Annotated in this window: 20 protein-coding genes and 2 pseudogenes; 16 read left to right on the forward strand and 6 right to left on the reverse strand. The window is 45.2% G+C overall.

What is annotated here, in order from left to right; genetic code table 11:
- Nucleotides 1-7: 7 nt before the first annotated feature.
- Genes BXP28_RS00865 through BXP28_RS00885 form a run of 5 tightly spaced genes read left to right on the forward strand, consistent with a single transcriptional unit; the run spans nt 8 to nt 4,740 of the window.
- A complete protein-coding gene (locus tag BXP28_RS00865) occupies nt 8-886 on the forward strand; it encodes a ketose-bisphosphate aldolase (protein WP_023483446.1) in 879 nt (292 codons plus the stop codon).
- 27 nt (nt 887-913) lie between these two features.
- Nucleotides 914-2,797, forward strand: coding sequence for a PTS fructose transporter subunit IIABC (locus BXP28_RS00870; RefSeq protein ID WP_036658098.1), 1,884 nt, complete (start codon nt 914-916; stop codon nt 2,795-2,797).
- A gap of 28 nt (nt 2,798-2,825) precedes the next feature.
- Nucleotides 2,826-3,290, forward strand: a complete 465-nt coding sequence (locus tag BXP28_RS00875; RefSeq protein ID WP_023483444.1) for a PTS sugar transporter subunit IIA — start codon at nt 2,826-2,828, stop codon at nt 3,288-3,290.
- A 29-nt stretch (nt 3,291-3,319) separates the two neighbouring features.
- Nucleotides 3,320-3,634 carry a PTS fructose transporter subunit IIB gene (locus BXP28_RS00880; RefSeq protein WP_036658101.1) on the forward strand — a complete coding sequence of 105 codons (315 nt, stop codon included), beginning with the start codon at nt 3,320-3,322 and terminating at the stop codon, nt 3,632-3,634.
- Between the two features lie 14 nt (nt 3,635-3,648).
- Nucleotides 3,649-4,740 (forward strand): PTS fructose transporter subunit IIC, encoded by a 1,092-nt coding sequence (locus BXP28_RS00885; protein ID WP_036658103.1) that lies wholly within the window; start codon nt 3,649-3,651, stop codon nt 4,738-4,740.
- Between the two features lie 380 nt (nt 4,741-5,120).
- Here the strand turns inward: BXP28_RS00885 and BXP28_RS00890 are convergent, their stop codons facing one another.
- Complete coding sequence (locus tag BXP28_RS00890; protein WP_036658104.1) at nt 5,121-6,650, reverse strand: glycosyltransferase; 1,530 nt, start codon at nt 6,648-6,650, stop codon at nt 5,121-5,123.
- A gap of 217 nt (nt 6,651-6,867) precedes the next feature.
- On the opposite strand from BXP28_RS00890, the gene BXP28_RS00895 reads away from it, so the two are divergent.
- From BXP28_RS00895 to BXP28_RS00910, 4 genes and pseudogenes are all read left to right on the forward strand, one after another.
- A complete protein-coding gene (locus BXP28_RS00895) occupies nt 6,868-7,734 on the forward strand; it encodes a glycosyltransferase family 2 protein (RefSeq protein WP_036658107.1) in 867 nt (288 codons plus the stop codon).
- A gap of 115 nt (nt 7,735-7,849) precedes the next feature.
- A pseudogene (locus BXP28_RS00900) lies at nt 7,850-8,988 on the forward strand (DegT/DnrJ/EryC1/StrS family aminotransferase).
- Nucleotides 8,985-9,626, forward strand: a complete 642-nt coding sequence (locus BXP28_RS00905; RefSeq protein ID WP_036658109.1) for an acetyltransferase — start codon at nt 8,985-8,987, stop codon at nt 9,624-9,626. The pseudogene BXP28_RS00900 and the gene BXP28_RS00905 overlap by 4 nt, the downstream one beginning before the upstream one ends.
- Before the next feature lie 17 nt (nt 9,627-9,643).
- Complete coding sequence (locus tag BXP28_RS00910; protein ID WP_036658111.1) at nt 9,644-10,366, forward strand: methyltransferase domain-containing protein; 723 nt, start codon at nt 9,644-9,646, stop codon at nt 10,364-10,366.
- A gap of 395 nt (nt 10,367-10,761) precedes the next feature.
- Here BXP28_RS00910 and trhA read toward each other — a convergent pair whose 3' ends face one another.
- The 3 genes from trhA to BXP28_RS00925 form a co-directional block, all read right to left on the reverse strand.
- Nucleotides 10,762-11,400, reverse strand: coding sequence for a PAQR family membrane homeostasis protein TrhA (gene trhA, locus BXP28_RS00915; RefSeq protein WP_023482516.1), 639 nt, complete (start codon nt 11,398-11,400; stop codon nt 10,762-10,764).
- Between the two features lie 1,035 nt (nt 11,401-12,435).
- On the reverse strand, nt 12,436-12,714 hold the full coding sequence (locus tag BXP28_RS00920) for an HU family DNA-binding protein (RefSeq protein ID WP_036656232.1): 279 nt from the start codon (nt 12,712-12,714) through the stop codon (nt 12,436-12,438).
- Between the two features lie 100 nt (nt 12,715-12,814).
- Complete coding sequence (locus tag BXP28_RS00925; RefSeq protein WP_023483458.1) at nt 12,815-13,021, reverse strand: cold-shock protein; 207 nt, start codon at nt 13,019-13,021, stop codon at nt 12,815-12,817.
- Nucleotides 13,022-13,174: 153 nt separating this feature from the next.
- On the opposite strand from BXP28_RS00925, the gene BXP28_RS23125 reads away from it, so the two are divergent.
- Nucleotides 13,175-13,429 (forward strand): hypothetical protein, encoded by a 255-nt coding sequence (locus BXP28_RS23125; protein ID WP_162544273.1) that lies wholly within the window; start codon nt 13,175-13,177, stop codon nt 13,427-13,429.
- On the opposite strand, the pseudogene BXP28_RS00930 reads toward BXP28_RS23125, so the two are convergent.
- Together BXP28_RS00930 and BXP28_RS23525 are read right to left on the reverse strand one after the other, a co-directional pair.
- A pseudogene (locus tag BXP28_RS00930) lies at nt 13,349-14,360 on the reverse strand (IS3 family transposase); the annotation flags it as partial. The gene BXP28_RS23125 and the pseudogene BXP28_RS00930 sit on opposite strands and share 81 nt — an antisense overlap.
- Before the next feature lie 87 nt (nt 14,361-14,447).
- The gene (locus tag BXP28_RS23525) at nt 14,448-15,482 is read right to left on the reverse strand and encodes a hypothetical protein (RefSeq protein ID WP_218918697.1); all 1,035 of its coding nucleotides are present in this window, start codon (nt 15,480-15,482) and stop codon (nt 14,448-14,450) included.
- A gap of 825 nt (nt 15,483-16,307) precedes the next feature.
- Here BXP28_RS23525 and BXP28_RS23700 point away from each other — a divergent pair.
- The 6 genes from BXP28_RS23700 to BXP28_RS00960 all read left to right on the forward strand — a co-directional run bounded on the left by BXP28_RS23700 (nt 16,308) and on the right by BXP28_RS00960 (nt 20,563).
- On the forward strand, nt 16,308-16,475 hold the full coding sequence (locus tag BXP28_RS23700; RefSeq protein WP_024093316.1) for a glycosyltransferase: 168 nt from the start codon (nt 16,308-16,310) through the stop codon (nt 16,473-16,475).
- Between the two features lie 286 nt (nt 16,476-16,761).
- Nucleotides 16,762-16,905 carry a hypothetical protein gene (locus tag BXP28_RS23705; protein ID WP_235430758.1) on the forward strand — a complete coding sequence of 48 codons (144 nt, stop codon included), beginning with the start codon at nt 16,762-16,764 and terminating at the stop codon, nt 16,903-16,905.
- Between the two features lie 116 nt (nt 16,906-17,021).
- Nucleotides 17,022-17,330 carry a hypothetical protein gene (locus tag BXP28_RS00945; protein ID WP_024093317.1) on the forward strand — a complete coding sequence of 103 codons (309 nt, stop codon included), beginning with the start codon at nt 17,022-17,024 and terminating at the stop codon, nt 17,328-17,330.
- A gap of 139 nt (nt 17,331-17,469) precedes the next feature.
- Nucleotides 17,470-17,613: a hypothetical protein gene (locus tag BXP28_RS22335; RefSeq protein ID WP_155116254.1), complete on the forward strand. Its 144-nt coding sequence runs from the start codon at nt 17,470-17,472 to the stop codon at nt 17,611-17,613.
- Nucleotides 17,614-18,421: 808 nt separating this feature from the next.
- Nucleotides 18,422-19,467 (forward strand): IS630 family transposase gene (locus tag BXP28_RS00955; RefSeq protein ID WP_104932612.1). Its coding sequence is split into 2 segments (ribosomal slippage): nt 18,422-18,925 and nt 18,928-19,467, totalling 1,044 coding nucleotides; the frame shifts between segments, so codons are not numbered across the junction.
- 49 nt (nt 19,468-19,516) lie between these two features.
- A complete protein-coding gene (locus tag BXP28_RS00960; protein ID WP_023484160.1) occupies nt 19,517-20,563 on the forward strand; it encodes an aminomethyltransferase family protein in 1,047 nt (348 codons plus the stop codon).
- Nucleotides 20,564-20,568 lie beyond the last annotated feature (5 nt).

Here is a 20,568-nt window from a genome sequence, read left to right on the forward strand (position 1 = left end):
AACAATCATGTTAACTACAATGAAGGAACTATTAAAAGTTGCGTATGAATATAAATTTGCAGTGGGATCTTATAACGTCGCGAATAGTGAATTCGTCCGAGCGATTATTGAAACGGCAGAAGAAAAACAAGCACCGGCGATCTTACAAATTCACCCCAATGAATTAAATTTAATCAGTGATGAATTCATTGCGTATTGTCGGGAAGCAGCTCACCGTGCAAAGGTCCCAGTTGGCATTCATTTGGATCATGGAGGTACGTTAGAAGATATCATCCGAGCGGTAAGAAACGGTTATACGTCCGTGATGATGGATGCATCTCATCTTCCTTATGAGGAGAATATAGAGCTGACGAAGAAGGCGGTAGAGATTGCACATGCAGTAGGTGTCTCTGTGGAAGCAGAGCTAGGTACGATCGGAAACAATGGAGACAGTTCAGAAGGTGGGGCAAATACTATTTTGTATACAGATCCAGAACAGGCTGTCGATTTTGTGAAGCGAACGAACGTTGACACACTAGCCGTGGCAATCGGAACCTCTCACGGAATTTATCCAAAAGACCGGGCGCCAAAAATTCAAATTGATCGGTTGAAAAAAATCAATGAATTGATTGGTATCCCTCTTGTGTTACACGGTGGATCAGATAATCCGGATGAAGATATTCGAGCGGCAATAGAAAACGGAGTAGCAAAGATTAATCTTTCAAGTGATATGAAGCGGGCGTTTTTTCTTCAATTGAGAAAAACACTATCAGATCAACCCAATGCGTTTGAGCCGGATGTCATTTACCCGGATGCGAATAAAGCAGCTAAAGAAGTATTGGCTTTCAAAATGGACTTGTTTAAATCAACTGGAAAAGCACCACTCTATCAGCTCGCTGCTTTTTAAGGCCATTGACTAAGGAAGAGGGAAAAGATGTCGATTCTACAGCTATTGACGAATAATACTATTTTAATAGACATTCAAGCGAAAGACCAGATGTCCTTGTTAGACGAAATGATTCAAACGCTGGATCAGGAAGGATATTTAACCAATCAGAGTGCTTTTAAAGAAGCGATCCTGAAGCGGGAGGAACAAGTATCCACTAACATTGGAGACGGTGTTGCGATCCCTCATGCCCGTACTAACTCCGTGAGAAAACCATTTATTTTGTTCGCACGATCAAGTGAGGGGATCTGGTACGGCCAGGAAAAGTGTCATTTATTTTTTATGATCGGTGTAAGAGAGAATTCTTCTTCTGAACATATACAAATACTTTCGTCACTCGCGACATTATTAATGGATGAGTCATTCCGCGCACAATTACTATTAGCCCAATCAAAAGATGGCGTTCTTTCATCAATTGAACAGAAAGAGACGGCTGGCTATGAGTATCAAGAGAAAGATCACGCCTCTTTAGCAAATCAAAAGATGAAGAAAGTTGTTGCTGTGACATCTTGTCCAACAGGTATTGCCCATACGTATATGGCGGCAGAATCATTAAAGCAAGCGGCACAAGAAATGGGCGTTCAGCTAAAGGTACAAACGAATGGGGCATCTGGTGTCGGTAATCAGTTATCGAAAGAAGAAATATCAGCGGCAGACGGTGTGATTGTGGCGGCAGATACTCATGTGGATTTGACTCCATTTGAGGGGAAAAATCTTGTTCAAACCTCCGTTAAAGACGGAATTCAACAGCCGAAAAAATTGATTACCGCAGCGCTTGCCGAAAGAACTGTTCCTTTTCAAGCTAAACAGTCTGATAAGCCGAAAGATACCAGCGAAGGAAATCGTCCCAAGTTTTATCAGCACGTAATGAATGGCGTTTCGTATATGATTCCTTTTGTTGTAGCAGGAGGAATATTAATCGCCATATCATTCTTTTTCGGCATCAACGCCAGCAACCCGGATAGCCCAGAATACAATGTCTTCGCTGCGTTTCTGGGCACAGTTGGCGGGGAAGCAGCTTTTGCCCTTATGATTCCTATCTTTGCAGGGTATATTTCGTATAGTATCGCTAATCGTCCTGGACTGGCTCCCGGTGCAATCGGTGGGATGCTTGCTGCCATTGGCGGCTCTGGCTTCTTAGGCGGACTCGTTGCAGGTTTTTTAGCTGGGTATATCGTTCTATTACTGAAAAAATGGCTAGTACACCTTCCGGTATCTCTTCAAAGTTTAAATCCTGTGCTTTTTTATCCTGTACTTGGTGCGTTTTTTACTGGATTTACCATGCAATTTGTTGTGAATGTTCCTTTATCCAACTTGAACTTATTCTTAGTGGATTGGTTAGGAAGTTTACAAGGAACGAATGCCGTTATTCTGGGTGGTTTACTCGCTGGTATGATGGCGTTTGATATGGGCGGGCCAATTAATAAAACAGCTTCGGCATTTGGACTGGCGATGTTCAGTAGCGGAGTATACGAACCATCTGCAGCTTTAATGGTAGGCGGCATGGTTCCGCCGCTTGGTATTGCACTTGCTACTACATTTTTTAAAAACAAATTCACTAAGGAGGAGCGTGATGCAGGCAAAGCGACCTACATTATGGGCGCGTGCTTTATTACAGAAGGAGTGATTCCATTTGCAGCTTCTGACCCGCTCCGGGTGATCCCGGCGAACGTTGTTGGTTCGATAATAGGTGGTAGTTTATGCATGTATATGGATATTTCACTACGTGCACCGCACGGTGGAATCTTTGTTATTCCTATTGCGGCAAACAGACCCGTTCTTTATATCGGATGTATTTTACTCGGAAGTATTCTTACATGTATCATGATCGGCCTTATGAAAAAGAGTTTGGTAACCCAATCTGTCAAGTAAAAAGAGGCGGTTTAAAGGAGAAATTCAAATGGACTTACGTGAATTCATTGATACTGATTTAATTAATTTAGAACTAGGAACGAAGACAAAAGAAGACACGATTGATGCCTTAGCAAGCCTTATGGTGGAGAAAGGGTACGTTCATGAAAAAGAAGATTATGTTCATGAAGTACTTGAAAGGGAGAAAAGAGGATTGACTGGCATTGGCCAGTCAATCGCAATCCCACATGGAAAATCAGCCAGTGTTACGAGAACGTGTATTGCAATCGGACGCACTGCAAATGATCTTGAGTGGGAAGCACCAGACCAGCGGCCTGTTCGTATTGTCTTGCTTTTTGCAGTTGAGGAAAAGCATCAAAATACAACACATTTACGGTTGTTGGCGGCTATCGCAAGTGCATTAGCTGATGAAGAATTGTGTCGTGGACTATTAACCGCGACCACAAAGGAGAAAGTTATCTCTTTGTTTCAAGATAAACAATTTGAAAAATGAAGGCGCTTACTTTGGGAGGAGAGATTGGGATGAAGATTGTTGGAGTAGCTGCTTGTACTGCTGGAATTGCACATACGTATTTAGCGAAAGAAAAACTGATCAAAGGGGCGGGGGATCTGGGGCATAGTATCAAAATCGAAACACAAGGGACAATTGGAATAGAAGACGAACTAACAGCGAAAGAAATCGCAGAAGCAGATGTCGTCATTATCGCCGCAGATATCAATGTAGGAGGAAAGGAGCGCTTTGAAGATAAATGGGTTGTATCCGTTCCAACCCATGTTGTCATTAAATCTCCAAAAGCCTTAATCAGTAAAATCGAAAAGGAATTTAAAAAATATTAAGGTGGAGTATGGTGATGAAACTGGGAGTTGGTATTAAAAAACACTTGTTAACTGGTATTTCATTCATGATCCCTATTATTGTAGCGTCTGGGCTTTGTATTGCACTTGGACAGATTTTTGGAGGTACAGGTGTCTCAGAACAAGAAGGAACGATTCCCCATTTGATTAACCAGATAGGCGGATGGGGAATGGGATTGGTTGTTCCTGCCTTTACGGCCGCTATTGCCTACTCGATTGCTGATAAACCTGGGATAGCTCCTGGTTTGATCATTGGGTTGATCTCTGTTGAAATCAAAGCAGGATTTATTGGAGGCATCCTTGGAGGATTTTTAGTTGGGTATTTTGTTTTATTCCTTAAAAGAAAAATTAAACTTCCAAAAAGTATGATAGGGCTAATGCCGATTATGATTCTGCCGCTATTCGCCACACTCTTATGCGGATTAGTGATGCTTTTATTCATCGGAAAACCTATCGTTTACTTACAGGACGCACTTATTGACCTATTGAACTCTATGAAAGGTAACTCCAAGTTACTCATGGGTGCCATTTTAGGTGCCATGTCGAGTTTCGATTTTGGGGGACCTGTTAATAAGACGGCTTCACTCTTTGCTGATGGTCTTCTCGTTGAAAAGGTATATGGACCTGAAGCTGTGAAGTTCATTGGTTCCATGGTACCACCATTTGGTATTGCGATTTCATTTTTACTAACTCGTAATAAATATACGAAGACCGAAAAAGAATCCTTAAAAGCTGCTGTTCCCATGGGAATCTGTATGATCACAGAAGGTGTCATTCCGACAGCCCGTGACCTGATACGATTCGTCGCTGCCTGCTCCGTAGGCTCTGCTGTCGGTGGTGGATTATCGATGATGTGGAACGTGGGTAGCACAGTACCCCATGGAGGTCTTTTCGTTGTTCCATTAATGATCAATCCTCTCTTCTTCTGTCTCGCATTACTTATCGGAAGTCTCGTAACAGGTATTATCTTATCCGTCTGGAAACCGATCGTAAAAGAAGAAGAAAATAACCTTGGAGAACTAGAGACAGAAGGTGAGTTGGATCTTTCCACCATCGACTTTGGTGTTAAGGCTAAACATCAAAGATAGTGCTTGATACCATTAAATTTTATGTTTGAGTTGTAGAAACATGAAGGCTATTTCATCTTAAAAAGCGAAAAAGTATGAATCCCCCTGGACCCTGCAAAGCAGGGGGGATTCATATAGCTTGAGAATGTGATGGCATGGAGATATGGGAATAGCTAAACGATAATTGGGTAAGCCTCACCTTATATAAGTTATTCCAAAGATATGAGTCACGTCATTTTAACCATTTTTCTCTTAATGCTATCCTAAGATGCTAAGAATCGCGCTATGAATATAAGGTTCGGCGTTAAAGACGGGCATAAGCACGGATATTTTGGGCATGATATCACCTCTTCTATTCTGCAAACTGTTCCTTCCCTCTCCGCTTTATGCTGCCCGGTCTTTTAAGGCATCACAACCACTTTCTCTTTACAGGATGCACAATACTTGGCATACTGGATACAAGTCTCCAATGAATCGTCCGGCTCCATCGGCCACCAGCGGATCGCCCCCGCAGGTGCTTGAGAAGCGAAAAACTCCACTTCCTTGGGGATACGGCCCACAACGATAACCTCGGTGTTCTTAAAGCCCGATTCCATACCCATTTGGAGGGTCTTCCTTAATTGAGTATGCTCCGTTTCCGGATGAGAGTAAGGAACCGGGAACAATATCGAAACTCGGGAAGTATCTTCATGAATGACATGAGCTGTTTTGCGGGCGGGATCGTGTACAGAGGTCTCCCATATACGGCTGTACGGCAGATGCTCCGGCAGCTCCAACTCGGTCAGCCTCGAATGAATTCTATCGTGGTAATACCGTTCCAGTTCTCTGACCAAAATCTGAATCTGCTTATTTCTTAGAAAAGTAGTATTGTTTCCTCTTTCGTTCCGATATTGGATATAGAGTAAATCGGGAACGGCCGCAAACTTGGTACAAAGAAACGTCCGAATCAGCATGTCGTAATCGTCGGACACCAGCAACTCATCGCGATGGCCCCCAACCAGATGATAACAATCCCGGGACCATGCGCGAGGATGATTCGGCAACCCGACCAAGTGGCGGACGGTATTGCCGTTGATCGTCGTATGTCTGTGCGCATTTTGCCAGCGGTTCATTTCACGCAGCCAGACCCGATAAAATACGCTGTATCCAAAACCGCAATCCCAGCCGTACCAATGCGCATGAAGGTTCTCTGCGTACACCTCGGTGCAATCCCCGTAAACCAAGCCGCATTCGGGATTTTGCTGAAATGCCCGGACGATCTTCTCCAGGCAATCGGGCATCAACTCGTCGTCATGATCCACCTCTACTAAGATTTCCCCTGTACAAAGACCTGCGGCATACCTTTTGAGCGCCCCAATATAGCCATTGCGGGAATCCTGGAGATATCTGCGCACGCGGGGGTCTTTCAAAGAAAGCAAATCATTCTTGTAAGTCTCCCCGTCATCTCCGGAATCGTCCACAATGACCCATTCCCAGTTCGGGTAAGTCTGATTTAATAGCGATCTATAAGGACGTTGAATTTTTTCTTTTGACCTGTAGCTGGACGTGAACACGGATATCAGAGGCGTATCGGAAGAAAAACGGGTAGGAGGAACGGTTTTGTTTTCAGGGAGAGGATCCGTCCCTCTGAGCCAGCAATAAAACAATTTATACGATTCGAGTTCGTCCGGAGAATGGAAGTGCAGCCAACGTTTTTTTTCCTGAATAGGCAGTGATCTTAGGGTTGTAAAAGGTTTCCATTCATCTCCTATGGAAACATAGACGCGCGGCTTCCGGGGCCCGGCATCGACTAATGGATCTTCAGGTCCATACATTTTCACGGTGATGTGGTTTTCTTCCAACCTCAAGATCGGTTCTTTCAATTTATCCTTCGAAATCTTGTCTGTCACAAACAAATGAACCGTCAATAAAGGAGTGAAGTACGATGACAAGTTGATTCCCCTTTCTCAAATGTCGAACACAAGCTGGAACCCAAGTGCCGATCCATTCTCTTTTTTCACATACGCAGTGTATTCCGCTGCTCGAACATTTGTCCGCCCAAAAAACTTGTATGAACGCACATTTCGCTTGAGAACGCATATTCTGGGAGGTAGCAATCCTGTCGTACAATGCGGGACAGAACTCATTTTTAAGAAAGGTGGAGTTATCTTGGAACATCCATTGGTTAGTGTCGTTATTCCCGCTTATAATCGGCCCCATACGCTAAAAATCGCTATCGACAGCGTACTTGAACAAACCTACCCGAATATCGAAATCATCATCTGCGACGACAGCTCCAATAACGAAGTGCAACAAATGCTGGAAGCAGCTTATCTGCAGTCTTATCCCCAGATCAAATATCACAAAAATGAGAAAAACCTTTTTCTTGAAAACTGGCACAAATGCTTCGGCCTGGCCTCGGGGGAATATATCAATTACTTGATGGATGACGACGTATTTCATAAAGAGAAGATCTCCAAAATGCTTTATTTTTTTAACGAAATAGAAAACATCACGCTGGTCACATCCTACCGGCAAACCATCAATGAATCGGGGAGCTTTCTTGCGCCCATCGCCGCAACGGTCAGACTTTACGAAGAAACGAGAGTGATGGATGGAAAAATGCTGGGGAACATCGCATTAACCCGCTGCTTAAATGTGATCGGCGAGCCGACGACCGTTTTGTTTAAAAAAACGGACCTTACCGAACCGTTCGGAGTATACCGCGGGAAGCAATATTCGCTGATCAACGATATGGCTACCTGGTTATCTCTATTGTCCAAAGGGAAAGCGGTTTATATTCCGGAAGCGCTCAGCTACTTTCGATTACATGCCAACCAAAACAACAGCACGCTTGGCTTCAAAGCGTTCAGCGAATGGCTCGATATGACGATCGCCTCCAGAGAAGAGGGGTTTCTCGAAACGGAGGAGTTGTACAAAATCGCCCTTCTTGCTTACCGCAAACGCGTGCAGGGATACCCGCAATTTGCAGCGGACATTCAGCGGATCGATACGATCTTGAAGACGATAGAATGAGGCACCGCGAAAATCGGAGAGCCAGGTATTCGCCGTTCCTCCCGTTCATGGGGTTCATACTATAAGGTATACACACTTGATTGGAAAATGGATTCCAGCAGGAAGAGGTTGTCTCATGTATGAAATTCCGTTCTTGCGGCCGAATTTAGTCAAAAAGGAGCGGTTGCTTTCTTATTTTGAAAAAATAGAAGCAAGCCGGATTTACTCCAATTACGGACCCTTAAATCATCTGTTTGAAACGCGCGTGATTGCCCAAATGTTCGGCGGCATCGGCTCAGCCGTGACGGTGCATAACGCTACACTCGGGCTGATGCTGGCGATTTCGCAAAGCAAGCGGCCCCGGGGCAAATATGCGGTGATGCCCAGCTTTACTTTTGCAGCGACCCCGCTTGCCGCCGAGTGGTGCGGGCTTGAGCCATATTTCCTGGATATTGAACCGGACGATTGGCAAATGAACAGAGCGCAATTGGAGGAGACAGTCGAGCGGCTGGGCGAGCAGATCGCGCTCGTCGTTCCTTACGCCACTTTCGGTTCGGCTATCGATTTTTCCATATACAACAAGCTGCTGCAGGAAGGAATTCCGGTCGTCATCGATGCGGCTGCTAGCTTTGGAACGACCATTGTGGAGGATGCCGCACAATTCGGCAAAGGCTTCGGTGGAGCCGTGGTGTTCAGCTTTCACGCGACCAAAACGTTTGGCGTCGGAGAAGGCGGGTTAGTGTATAGCGCGGACCAGGATCTCATTCAGTGAATCCGCCGGGCTGGAAACTTCGGCTTCTCCAGTTCCAGGGAATCCGTAATGTTGGGCTTAAACAGCAAAATATCCGAATATACCGCCGCTATCGCCTTGGCCACTCTCGAAGGGTTCCAGGCAGTACAGGAGAGAAGAAAAACGATCATTGGCTATTATCGCCATGAACTGCAGCAACAGGATTTATTACAACGGGGATGGTCTGCCCAAAAGATGCAAGGCCAAGTGCCCCTGCAATTTTTCTCTCTGCTGAGCCCGGACTCTCTCGGCAACCGGGAAGTCATCCGGCTGTTAGCCTCCCATTCGATTGAAGCCCGGACTTACTTCTCCCCGGCATGCCATCAACAAAAGCAGTTTCAAAGCTCCCCCATTCCGATCTTCAGGTGACGGAACGGATTGCAGACCGGATTGTCAGTCTGCCGCTCTGGGAGGAAATGAATAAGGCCACCGTTGGGCGAATTGTGAAGGTGCTTGGAAGAATTACCGAGGGGAATGCCTTATGAGAAAGATCATCATCTGGGGATCGGGCGGACACGCCCGCGAGGTCAACTGGCTTTGCGAAGAGATGGGAGTGCAGGTGCTGGGGTTCCTGGACGAACGGCCTGAAATGAAGGGCCAACTGGTGAATGAAGTTCCCGTATTGGGAACGCTTGACGATATCGAAGCGATGCGGCATGAGGTCGAGATCGTATGTGCCGGGGTCGGGACCCCGGCATTAAAGAAGCGGTTCGCTTACGATACCATCCGGTCGGGATTCCGCATCGCAGACCCGCTGATCCATCCGCGTGTCCGTTTGTCGAGGAGAAATATCGTGGGGCAAGGCAGCATGATCTGCGAAGGGGCCATCCTTACCGATAATATCCGGATCGGATGCCATGTGATCATCAATCGAAGCGCCAACATCAGTCATGATACGGTCATTGACGATTATGTCACCATCGCCCCGGGTGTGAATCTGGCAGGCAACGTGACCGTAGGCGAAGGAGCCTACATCGGTATTGGCTCCTCGGTTCGGGAGAAATGCCGTATCGGATGCTGGTCTATGATTGGCGGCGGAGCCTTTGTCAAAGGCAATATCCCCGACTTTACTATGGCTGCGGGGGTGCCGGCCGTCATCAAAAAACGGCTTGGCAAGAGATAGGAAAGGAGATAAATCATTTGGTTGACCATCTCAAACATCAAGGTCCTTACTATTGTCCTTATTGCAATAATACGATTGTACGTTTTCGCCCGTGGCCGGATATTTACGATTTTCCTAAGTGCCAGTATGAAATGTGGAACAAGCAGACCGCCATATGTCCTGTGTGCTCCTCTTTCGACAGGGAAAGGTTGTATAAATTCTATATTGAACGGGAAACGGATCTGCTCGTAAGGCCGCAAAAATTACTGCACATTGCACCCGAGAAAAATTTAAGAAAATGGTTAAAAGGGCATCCGAACATTTCCTATATATGCGGCGATTTAATGACTCAGGATGCGGAAATGGAGCGGGTAGACTTAAGGGCCATGCCTTACGCTGACGAAACATTCGATGCCGTTATTTGCAGCCATGTACTGGAACATATCACCGAAGATCACAAAGCGATGGCGGAAATCTACCGCGTATTGAAACCGGACGGCTGGAGCATTCTGCAAGTGCCGATCGCTTTAAACTTCGAGGAGATTTTAGAGGACCCGGCGATGACCTCGCCGCAGGCAAGAAAAGAACACTTCGGCCAAGACGATCATGTACGCATTTATAATCGCAAAGGATTCGTTGGCCGATTGGAAGCGGCCGGGTTTCATGTCGTTTTATTTAATTTGGCGGAAAAATACGGTATCGAGGAAGCAAACCTATACGGTTTGTCCGAGAAAGATACGCTGTATATCGGGACCAAGTAGACTGTTCCCGAACAATGAATCGTTAGTCCCCCAAATTACGATTAGAATCGATTAAGGGGGCTAAGAACCGTTCATAGCCAAAGCATGGTTTTGTCAAGGCGCTCTTCCTTGACGGAAGCGGGCCTTGGCTATATATTTTCTAGCTGCTGGCCCATAAATATTTTTCCCGCACCGGTACCCTTTAGCCACTTTTGAGTGCGCTCATCTGATAAACCTTGGGAGAGACGAGGTTACGAATCTCAATGATCTGAGTAGCCCTGCCTTTAGGCATGGGGAATCGTCATGATTAACCTATTCTTAAGAATACTGATTGTTTAGGGCTTCCCGGGGATAGCAAGCTTTTTAATAAGATTTAGTTTTTGCAATAATCCGGTATCCGGTCAGAAAAGTGTATATCAGCGGGGAAAAGGTACTACATAAAATAAGACGACGGAAAAGTGGCACACACTGCCTGCCAGAACAAAAAGATGCCAGATAGCATGGTGGAAGGGGACACGTCTCCATACATAGAAAATAGTTCCTACTGTATAGAGGATACCACCGGAAACAAGCCAGATCATACCTCCTGCGGTTAATTGCTGAGCCAGCGGTTTTATTGCAAAAATGATGAGCCATCCCATGGCAATGTACAGAAGAGTAGAAAGTACAATAAACTTTTTGCAATAAAAAATCTTAAATACAATACCGGCAAGCGCAAGGGCCCAAATTATGCTGAACAGGGTCCAGCCGATTGTTCCTCTAAGGCTGACAAGCAGAAAAGGAGTATATGTACCTGCAATCAGGACGTATATGGCTGAGTGGTCCATAATCTCAAAAATGTCTTTAGCCGGCTTGTAAGTAATGCTGTGGACTAGTGTGGAGCATAGATATAATAAAATTAATGAAGCTCCGAATATGCTGACACTGACAATATGCCAGGCATCCCCGTATTGGACGGAATAAAAAATGAGAGCGGCTAATGCGCCGATACTTAGCAAAACACCGATACCATGACTGATGGCATTGGCAATTTCTTCACGGATGCTGTACTCCATAATCAATCTCCTCGTATAGTATTTTTTGAAACAAGGTTTCGAACAATTTCCAGCCCCTTATGGATTGAAAAATTTCAATCCTACTTTCCAGCTAGAATCTTGGACCTGCCCGTGGGACAATGGGAGTAGCGCCCAAATCGTCATCTTCTTCAGAAGAGTGCTGATGACGAGGCTGTAGTAGGTGGCTTAGGCGGGCACCCAGGTCTGAGATCAGCTTGATCTATGCTCTACAGGAGGTGATCCCATGTCGCAAAAACCGGCAGCCTTTTCGTTCAATTTAAGGTAACCCTCAGCCCATTAAGCTGCATACGTTGTTGTAAATAGAAAGCATAGCGGTGATATGTCAACAGGGTAATGAAATCAAATTGGAAATACAAATTGACCTCACGGAGAATCGATGGCTTCCTTCTCCATCCCCAACAACCGTAACGGTGCCGACACGCTGATAAAACGAATCAGCGCAAACAAAGCCAGCACATTCAGATCGGTATGGAAGTGACTTCGAATCTTGGTTGGCACTTGGCTCATTACTTGCATGATCAACTAGAAGCCTACGAGCCAGGACAGTGAAATCAACATGTTCATCTTTTCCTGTTTCTATACATGAGACGTGACTGGACGTATAATCCCTTCAAAATGTCTTCTTTTTTAAGATCTTGGGAGGGGGAAAGGGCTTCAGAATTGATGGTGAAAGACTTTAACACTTTGAAGACGATCGCTGAGGGGATAAGGCGAAGATACTTTAATGTTAGGAACAGATTCAGGTAGTTATTTCGATGAAATGCAAGTCCATATTAATAAAAAGGTGAACCCGTAGTTATCTACGGGTTCAGACTGTCGACAGCCTTGCTTGTGTGATTCTTTAAATTGTTCAGATCGTCCACTTTGCTCTTTAAACTGTTGGAATAAAAATTAATAATGTCATCAATATTAGAAAATACGACACTAACGTTCGAATTATTTGTACTTGTTTTGATAAAAAACCGCTTTTCTGATGTGGTCACATCTTTATTTTTTATATTAGCATTGGTGGCGTTAAACTCTATTTAAAGCTTTTTTCAGAGTGATTCCTGCCGTAAATACAGGGACTTTACCCGCCGGAAGTTCCACCTCTTCACCGGTTTTGCGGTTTCTTCCCATGCGTGCTTCACGACTACGGACATCAAATTTTCCGAAGCCAACTAGTTGAACTTCTTTGCCTTGTTTTAAAGCTTCAAAAATCGAATCGAGTACATGAGTTACTGCTTTTTCAGCATTCTTTTTTGAAAACCCACTAGATTTAGCTACTACTTCCACTAATTGTTCTTTGTTCATTTGCGATACCTCACTTATGTTATCAAAATTACGAAAATGAGCATGGATATAAGCAAGAATAAACAAAAAGCTGCCCCACATTTAGGGCAGCTTTGAAAGATTAATAATAAACTTTAGAAACGTTCTCAGCCTGCGGTCCACGATTACCTTGGGTCACATTGAACTGGACGCGTTGACCTTCATCCAACGATTTGTAACCATCACCCTCAATCGAGCTAAAATGAACGAATACATCGTTTCCCTGTTCGATTTCGATAAAGCCAAAGCCCTTTTCAGCATTAAACCATTTAACCGTACCTGTTTGCATAGGATTCCTCCAAAAAATTTAATTTATTAACATGACCATATGAGCACTAAGTAAAGATTAGCGGTCATAAAGGCTTTCAGATGTCCGCTATTTTTAGGTTAACATAAGAATACCATGTCCGCTAATATAAGTCAATACTTGAAGGCCTCGCTATTGAGTGAAACGACTGGATTCTCTTCCGTCGTTGTATTAATCGGTCCTCCATCGTGGGAATACCCAACGGTCTGGTCTTCCCGTTTCCTTTCGGATATCCACTCGTCTTACCGGAAGAGCTTTATAGCGATTTGGATTGTCAACATTGAATTGGACAGTTTTTTTAAGGTGTTCAAGTTTATACTCGATGGAGGTCAAGTAACCGAGTGTGCCGTGGATTCTGATGTGGTTGTACCAATTTACGTAGTCGGATAACTCAAGGATTAGTTTTTCTAAAGTTTCAAAATGCTTACCTTGTACAAACTCGGTTTTGAAGATTTTGAATGTTGCTTCAGCGACAGCGTTATCGTAGGGACAGCCCTTCACACTCAGAGAACGATTGATATGAAAAGCTGAGAGGGCCTCATCGATCAGCTTATTTTTAAATTTATTTCCACGATCTGTATGAAACAATTGGGATTTTACTTAAATCGGTTTGAACAGATGTGATAACCTGGTAGACAAGCCTTGCATCTTTGTATGGACCAGTACTGTAACCGATGATTTCACGGTTAAAGAGATCAACTAATAAACATACGTACTCCATTCTGTTCGACTCTAACGTATGTAAAATCACTAACTACGACTGCTAGTTGTTCTTCTTGGTCAAATTGACGATCAAGTTCATTTGTCACGTATGATTCGTTGTATGATCTTTCATGAGGTTTGAATTGAGCCACAGTATACGTTGATACAAGCCCATTCTCTTTCATGATTCGTCCAATTCTTCGCCGTGATACGATCCTGTTCTTCTTTTTTAATTCCGCCTTGATTTTACTTGTTCCATAGTTATGACGGCTGATGCAAAAAGATCTCTGTAATCATTTTGACCCGTTCATCTTCGGACTGTGTTTCCTCTGCCTCATAGTAATATGTGCTTCTTGGTAATTGTAGGACTTTGCACATGGCTGGTACCGAGTATTTGTGCTGGTTATTCCGAATCACATTTACATTCGTCCTAGTATCAGCGCTGCTTGCTTTAAAATATCATTCTCCATCTGCAATTGTTTATTTTCTTTCCGCAATCTAATAAGTTCTTGCCTCATATTCACGGATGATATCTTTCCTTTGGCTTGTCATTTTTATATAGCTGAACCATCTGCTCTTTAAATTCGGTCGTAAAGGTTCTTCTTTCTTTTGTTGTCATAGTAGATTCTCCTCAAACTAGGTTAGTTGTAGTCTACTTGACCTTATTTTTCTGTCTAGTTTAGTATAGCCGATCCAGAGCTATAGGTTAAAAAAAGAGGCTGCCGAGAGAAGCCCCCGACAGCCAGTTCATATTGGCGGAACTTATCTGTTGTAAATGAAGGTCATTACGGCCCAGGTGCGCCAGTTTTGCCTTAAGGCCCTTGAGGTCCTTGATCACCTTGAGGTCCTTGGTCACCTTGAGGCCCTTGATCGCCCTGAGGTCCTTGATCACCTTGAGGTCCTTGATCGCCCTGAGGTCCTTGGTCGCCTTGAGTACCTTGAGGTCCTTGGTCACCTTGAGGCCCTTGATCGCCCTGAGGTCCTTGATCACCTTGAGGTCCTTGATCGCCCTGAGGTCCTTGGTCGCCTTGAGTACCTTGAGGTCCTTGGTCGCCTTGAGGCCCTTGATCGCCCTGAGGTCCTTGATCACCTTGAGGTCCTTGATCGCCCTAAGGTCCTTGATCACCTTGAGGTCCTTGATCACCTTGAGGCCCTTGGTCACCTTGAGGCCCTTGGTTACCTTGAGGTCCTTGATCACCTTGAGGCCCTTGATCGCCCTGAGGCCCTTGATCGCCAGTTGTACCTTGAGGTCCTTGATCGCCCTGAGGCCCTTGAGGTCCTTGATCGCCCTGAGGTCCTTGGTCGCCTTGAGTACCTTGAGGTCCTTGGTCACCTTGAGGCCCTTGATCGCCCTGAGGTCCTTGATCACCTTGAGGTCCTTGATCGCCCTGAGGTCCTTGGTCGCCTTGAGTACCTTGAGGTCCTTGGTCGCCTTGAGGCCCTTGATCGCCCTGAGGTCCTTGATCACCTTGAGGTCCTTGATCGCCCTAAGGTCCTTGATCACCTTGAGGTCCTTGATCACCTTGAGGCCCTTGGTCACCTTGAGGCCCTTGGTTACCTTGAGGTCCTTGATCACCTTGAGGTCCTTGATCGCCCTGAGGTCCTTGGTCGCCTTGATCACCTTGAGGTCCTTGATCACCTTGAGGCCCTTGATCGCCCTGAGGCCCTTGATCGCCAGTTGTACCTTGAGGTCCTTGTTCGCCCTGAGGCCCTTGAGGTCCTGTCGGCCCAATAGCTCCATCTGTCTTTGCAGCCTCAAAATGAGTATAAATGGGATCGGCTACCACTGTAACCATTCCGGCGTTGGGTTGAAGAAATACCCTCACGCTGTCACCCGGAGCGAAGTTCATTTGAGCGGTAAAGTTTACTGTGAAAGGCAGATCCGGATGATCCGTATTACGTATGAATATCGTTCCGGAGAAATTAGGTCCTTCCAATGCGAGTGAAACGAATTCAACGGAAGGGTCCGCCGCGAGCATAAGGCTGACGCTAATCGTATACACGCCACCCTGGCTGGAGACGAAGGTAGAAGTCGCTGGGTTGTACTCGCCGTTCAAATCATACTCAACGGTTTGAAAGGCTACGTAGAACGGTCCGGTTGTTGTAAAAATTTGGTCTATACTTGCACGAGCTCTAAATGCGGATTCGGCCAACTGGATGTCACCTCCGTATACTGATGTAGCTTCACTCCTAAAAACTTAAGATCGTGAAGCCTTTAATATAGTATGTGATGATGAGGAGCAAGCCTCGGCGTTTGCAGAGGTGAAATCGTATATTTTGAAATGGCCGTAAAAGCTTCTTTTGCCGGGTAACATATTGTGCATACCGGCATGCCTATTTTACAAGGACGGAACGTTAGCCATGTCTCCCCCCGGCAAAAATACATAAAATGAAAAAGGCGATAAGGCATCTATATACTTGGAACAAGAGATGAGGACACGTGGCAAAGTGGCAAAAACGACCTGTATCCGAATCCTAAAGTATCGGTGGTCATTCCTGTTTTTAACGAGAACAATACGCTGGCGCGAGTCTGTACGAAGCTTACCGCGTTCACAGGGATACCGAGGTGATCGTCGTCGCCAACGGCTCGACCGATGGTACCAAGGAAATCGCCGTACGTTTCGGCGCGAAGGTGATCAGCTTCGGGGAAGCGCTCGGTCACGATGCCGGCCGAAGCATCTGCGCCAAAGAAGCCCGGGGAGGAGATCGTGCTGTTCCTCGACGGGGAAGCTGATCCGTTCATCCAGGCGGTTGGGCAAGGGACGGATGTTGCCTTGAAGCAAAACCGCAAGGATGTGCATTAGGTGGTTACGGCCAAGCATGCAATAAATGCGATGATCAGCCGTCCTGATCTTGCGGGCGCATCACTCACAACATCCCTCACGCGATGAGCCAGCGGGCTCTACACGTGATTGGTACGGAGCATTTAGCCGTCCCGTCCAAAGCCCAGGCCATCGCTGCGGTCCGAGGCCTCCGTATAAGAGGCCGTTCACCATATCGACGTAAGGAAGCTCAATCCGGTGGGCAGAAGGAGCCGGTTTAAAGATCCGGTAGGCGATCTGATCGTCGGAGATCTTTTGGAAGCGATAAGCTGGCTAACGGAAAATCGGTACCATAGAGGCAGCTTGCCGGATTTTGGCCGGAAAAAGGAGATTATGAGGTGATCGTGATGAAATCGCGTTTGCCCTGATTTGCGGGCAAAAGAGGGAAAGCTCGCCGGGCGGCATGGCGGAAGTGGGGCCTGCAGGCGGACGATCAGGACGCCGGCCGTTACCCCATCGTGGACGAAGGATATCAAAAAAAAGCGTTAAACCGTTATTGGCTGGAACATATAAGGAAGGAACAATGCCATCATCAACCGTGGGAGCATTACTGGGAAGGCGGTGAAAGGATATCTCGAAGGTTATGGGTGAAGATCAGGCATCGCCACTTACGACTGATTGCTTTAGAACGATTCCCTGAACCTTCTATAGATAATGAGGTAAACGCTGTAAAGATTGAATATCATATTGAATTTTATTACCAGAAAGCGATTTATGAATTTAATCAACATCGCTTTGCAAAAGGATTGGAATCCATTTTATACTAATCTCTGTCTATCCCCACAAACCCCACAAAAAGATACTCTATGGCTGTATTGTGTGCAGCCCAGTATGAAAAGCATCAGAACAATGCTTCGGATCCCCAAAGGGAAAAATTCACAAACTTGATGAAAGAGGTGTTGGAGGTTGAAAAAATTTAAGAAATGGCTATTAAGTATTGCAGTAGTCGCCGCAATACTAGGCAGTGGAATTGCTCTCAGTACACCACAAGCATACATGGATCTGGTGATTAAAAAAAATTTCTATACCCCAAAAACCGGCCTCTTATAGACTTAAGCAGCCGGTTATTCATTAATTCTATTACTCTCGTAATACCGGATACCCCGATCCGAATTGCCCAAAATAAAAAAGCCCTTAAAACCAGGCTTTCACGCGCTTTTATAGGAACCGTATTTCCTACTCCCACAATATTATTTTTTTCTTTGCAATTGCCGAAAATACCGAACAATTAATTTAGTATTCATCCCCGTTACGGCTTCGCCGTGTCCTATCTATCTCCTTCGCTCTTGTTGCCACTCGGCGGCTTACCGCCGCCATCGCTCTGATCGCTTCGCCAGACAGGGTAACTTCCTTTACATAGAGTTTATAAAAACGAAATTAAAAAAGCAAACTACTCCTAAAACCCGCCTCCAGCCGGCTAGAAGCTTCTACCTTTGAATCCCTTCCTTGACTTCTCCGTAACGATCCCCGCGTGACAATATCCCCCTCCTAAAACTATATCAAAATTATCCATCCTGAATCGACGCCCCCACCCTACTCAAAAAGAATGCTATCCCAAGTCCCAAGAGCAGCAGATAAATTGAATTCATTACTGCTGTTAAATAAATTTCTTCCCAATTCAACTATCTTCCGATATCCGGATGAAAGCGTCCCATAAGCTTCGCTTTCTATGGCATGTTTACCCAAGCATAACTTCGATAGACTCCATACCATACAGTATCAACTGCAGTAAACAAAACCCTAGTTTTGGGAAATTTGAGGCATCTATATAAGTTGAATCAATATTCTTAGCAAACCTTGGCAAGGAAAAAGGAACCATTTGTCGAATAAGAAACAGATCAAGAATAGACAAGTGGGGATGACAATGGATAAACATACCGAACTGGCAAAAGTAACGGCAGCCATGCAACAAACCAAAGAGCGCCGAATGTATGAACGCTACCAAGCGATCTATTTGCATTTGAAAGGCACATCCATGAAGGCGATCGCTGACATTTTGAATCGAAACCGAATGACGGTGAGCAGTTACATTCATACGTACGAGAACGGTGGACTGGGAGCCTTGCAAATCAAGCATTCCTCAGGTGCTCCTACTCGGTTGACGAAGCAGCAGCAGGATCGCTTGAAACAAACCGTCGCCTATTCGGTTCCCCATGAGGTCGGCTTTACGGCAAAGCACAACTGGACGCTTGAACTGATTGCCACGTACGTGGAACGCGAATGGGGCCATTGCTATTCGCTCCGAGGCATTTCCAAGGTCATGGAGCGGCTAGGGCTCAGCTATACGAAACCGACCTACACGCTCGCAGCAGCAGATCCCAAGAAACAACGCCATTTCACCGAAACGACCTTTCCTGAACTGAAAAAAAGCTACTGAACGAGGAGATTGATCACTTGCTGTTCGAGGATGAGTCGATGATCCGGGACTACCAGGCGATTCAGAAGACCTGGTTCCTTCGCGGGAAGCAACGCATCATTCCAACCACGGGCAAGCATCGTGGGGTCAAACTGCTGGCCACGGTTGACTATGAAACGGGACACATCGTTTGGCAAGAAGATGAACAGTACACCGCTGAAACGTTTCTTTCCTTTCTTCAAAAGGTCATGGCGACTTATCCAACAGGGAAACTGGCTCTGGTTTTGGACAATGCCCGGATTCATCATGCAAAGCTGCTTCGGCCGTTTCTGGAAGCGCAAAAAAATCGGCTTGAGCTTGTGTACTTGCCTCCATACAGCCCTCAGTTAAATATCGTAGAAGGACTCTGGAAATGGCTCAAGTCCAGTGTGATCAATAACGTATTCTATTCGGCCGTTTCCGAAATCCGTCTGCGTGTCGGGCAATTTATGGATGAAATCATGAAGCATCCTCATGCCATTATTGACCGGCTGTGCGTGCGACTTTGATTGCTATTTTCTTTCGTTCAACTTATATAGAAGAACTGGAGGAATAATTATGAATAATCAAACAGGTATCCAAACAATAGAAAAAAGTGCCTATGAGGCAATTCGAAGCGGAATTGGTGTAATAGATTTGTCCTCTGCCGGAAAGATTGTGGTTAAGGGTGATGAGCATGTGGAATTCCTCGATGGACTTGTGACCAAAGATATTCAATTTATGGAAGAAGAGAGAACCGCTTATACGCTGCTGCTGCGGGAAGACGGAACTGTAATTGATCTTGTCAATCTCTTTAAAAACGAAGATTCTATTACGATCATTACGGCATCAGAAAAGAAGGAGCAGGTTCTCGCCTGGCTGCAAGAGAATCGGGAAAAGCAGGAAAATCAAATTGAGATTACGGATATAAGTGAAAGCCACTCATTAATTGGATTTGAAGGACCTTATGCCTGGAAACTTGCACAGCAATTTTTGCACTTCGAAATCTCATCGCTTCCGTTTCAGTCGTTTGCTTTGACTACTTTGCAGGGGACAGAAATCGTATTGGCAAGAACCGGGGTTACCGGAGAATATGGATACCAGCTTTTATTCGGAAGAGAACTCAGGGATGCTGTCCTGGAGACAATGAATTCTTTTAAAGAAATAGACCTTCAGGACGTAGATAAAGAAGCACTGGAAACAGCCATGTTAGAGATTCGGCACCCTTATTTTGAATTTAAAACAGGACAAGAGCTGTCTTTATTTGAAGTTTGCCTGGAATGGTTTGTTGATTTTTACAAAGATGCTTTTATTGGAAAAGAGTTTCTGGAACAGCAATTGGAGAAAGGGTTCAGCCAAAGAATCGTTGGATTCACAACAAACAAGGAAAATCCCGTTTCATTGGATGATGAAATCTATGTGGGTGAACATGCCATCGGAAAAGTAATAGAAATGAAAGAGAGCCCGGGATTAAATGCCAAGCTTGGGATCGGATTATTACGTGAGCCTTTTGCCGTTTCCGGAATTCACTTCCAAATAAAAAACAAACAAAACCAGATTTTTGATGCAACAACACAATCTTCACCATATATCCTTTGCAAGTCATGGGAAATGAAAACAATATAAGGGTG

Origin of the sequence: Paenibacillus larvae subsp. larvae (genome assembly GCF_002003265.1) — a bacterium.
GTDB classification, from domain to species: Bacteria; Bacillota; Bacilli; order Paenibacillales; family NBRC-103111; genus Paenibacillus_H; species Paenibacillus_H larvae.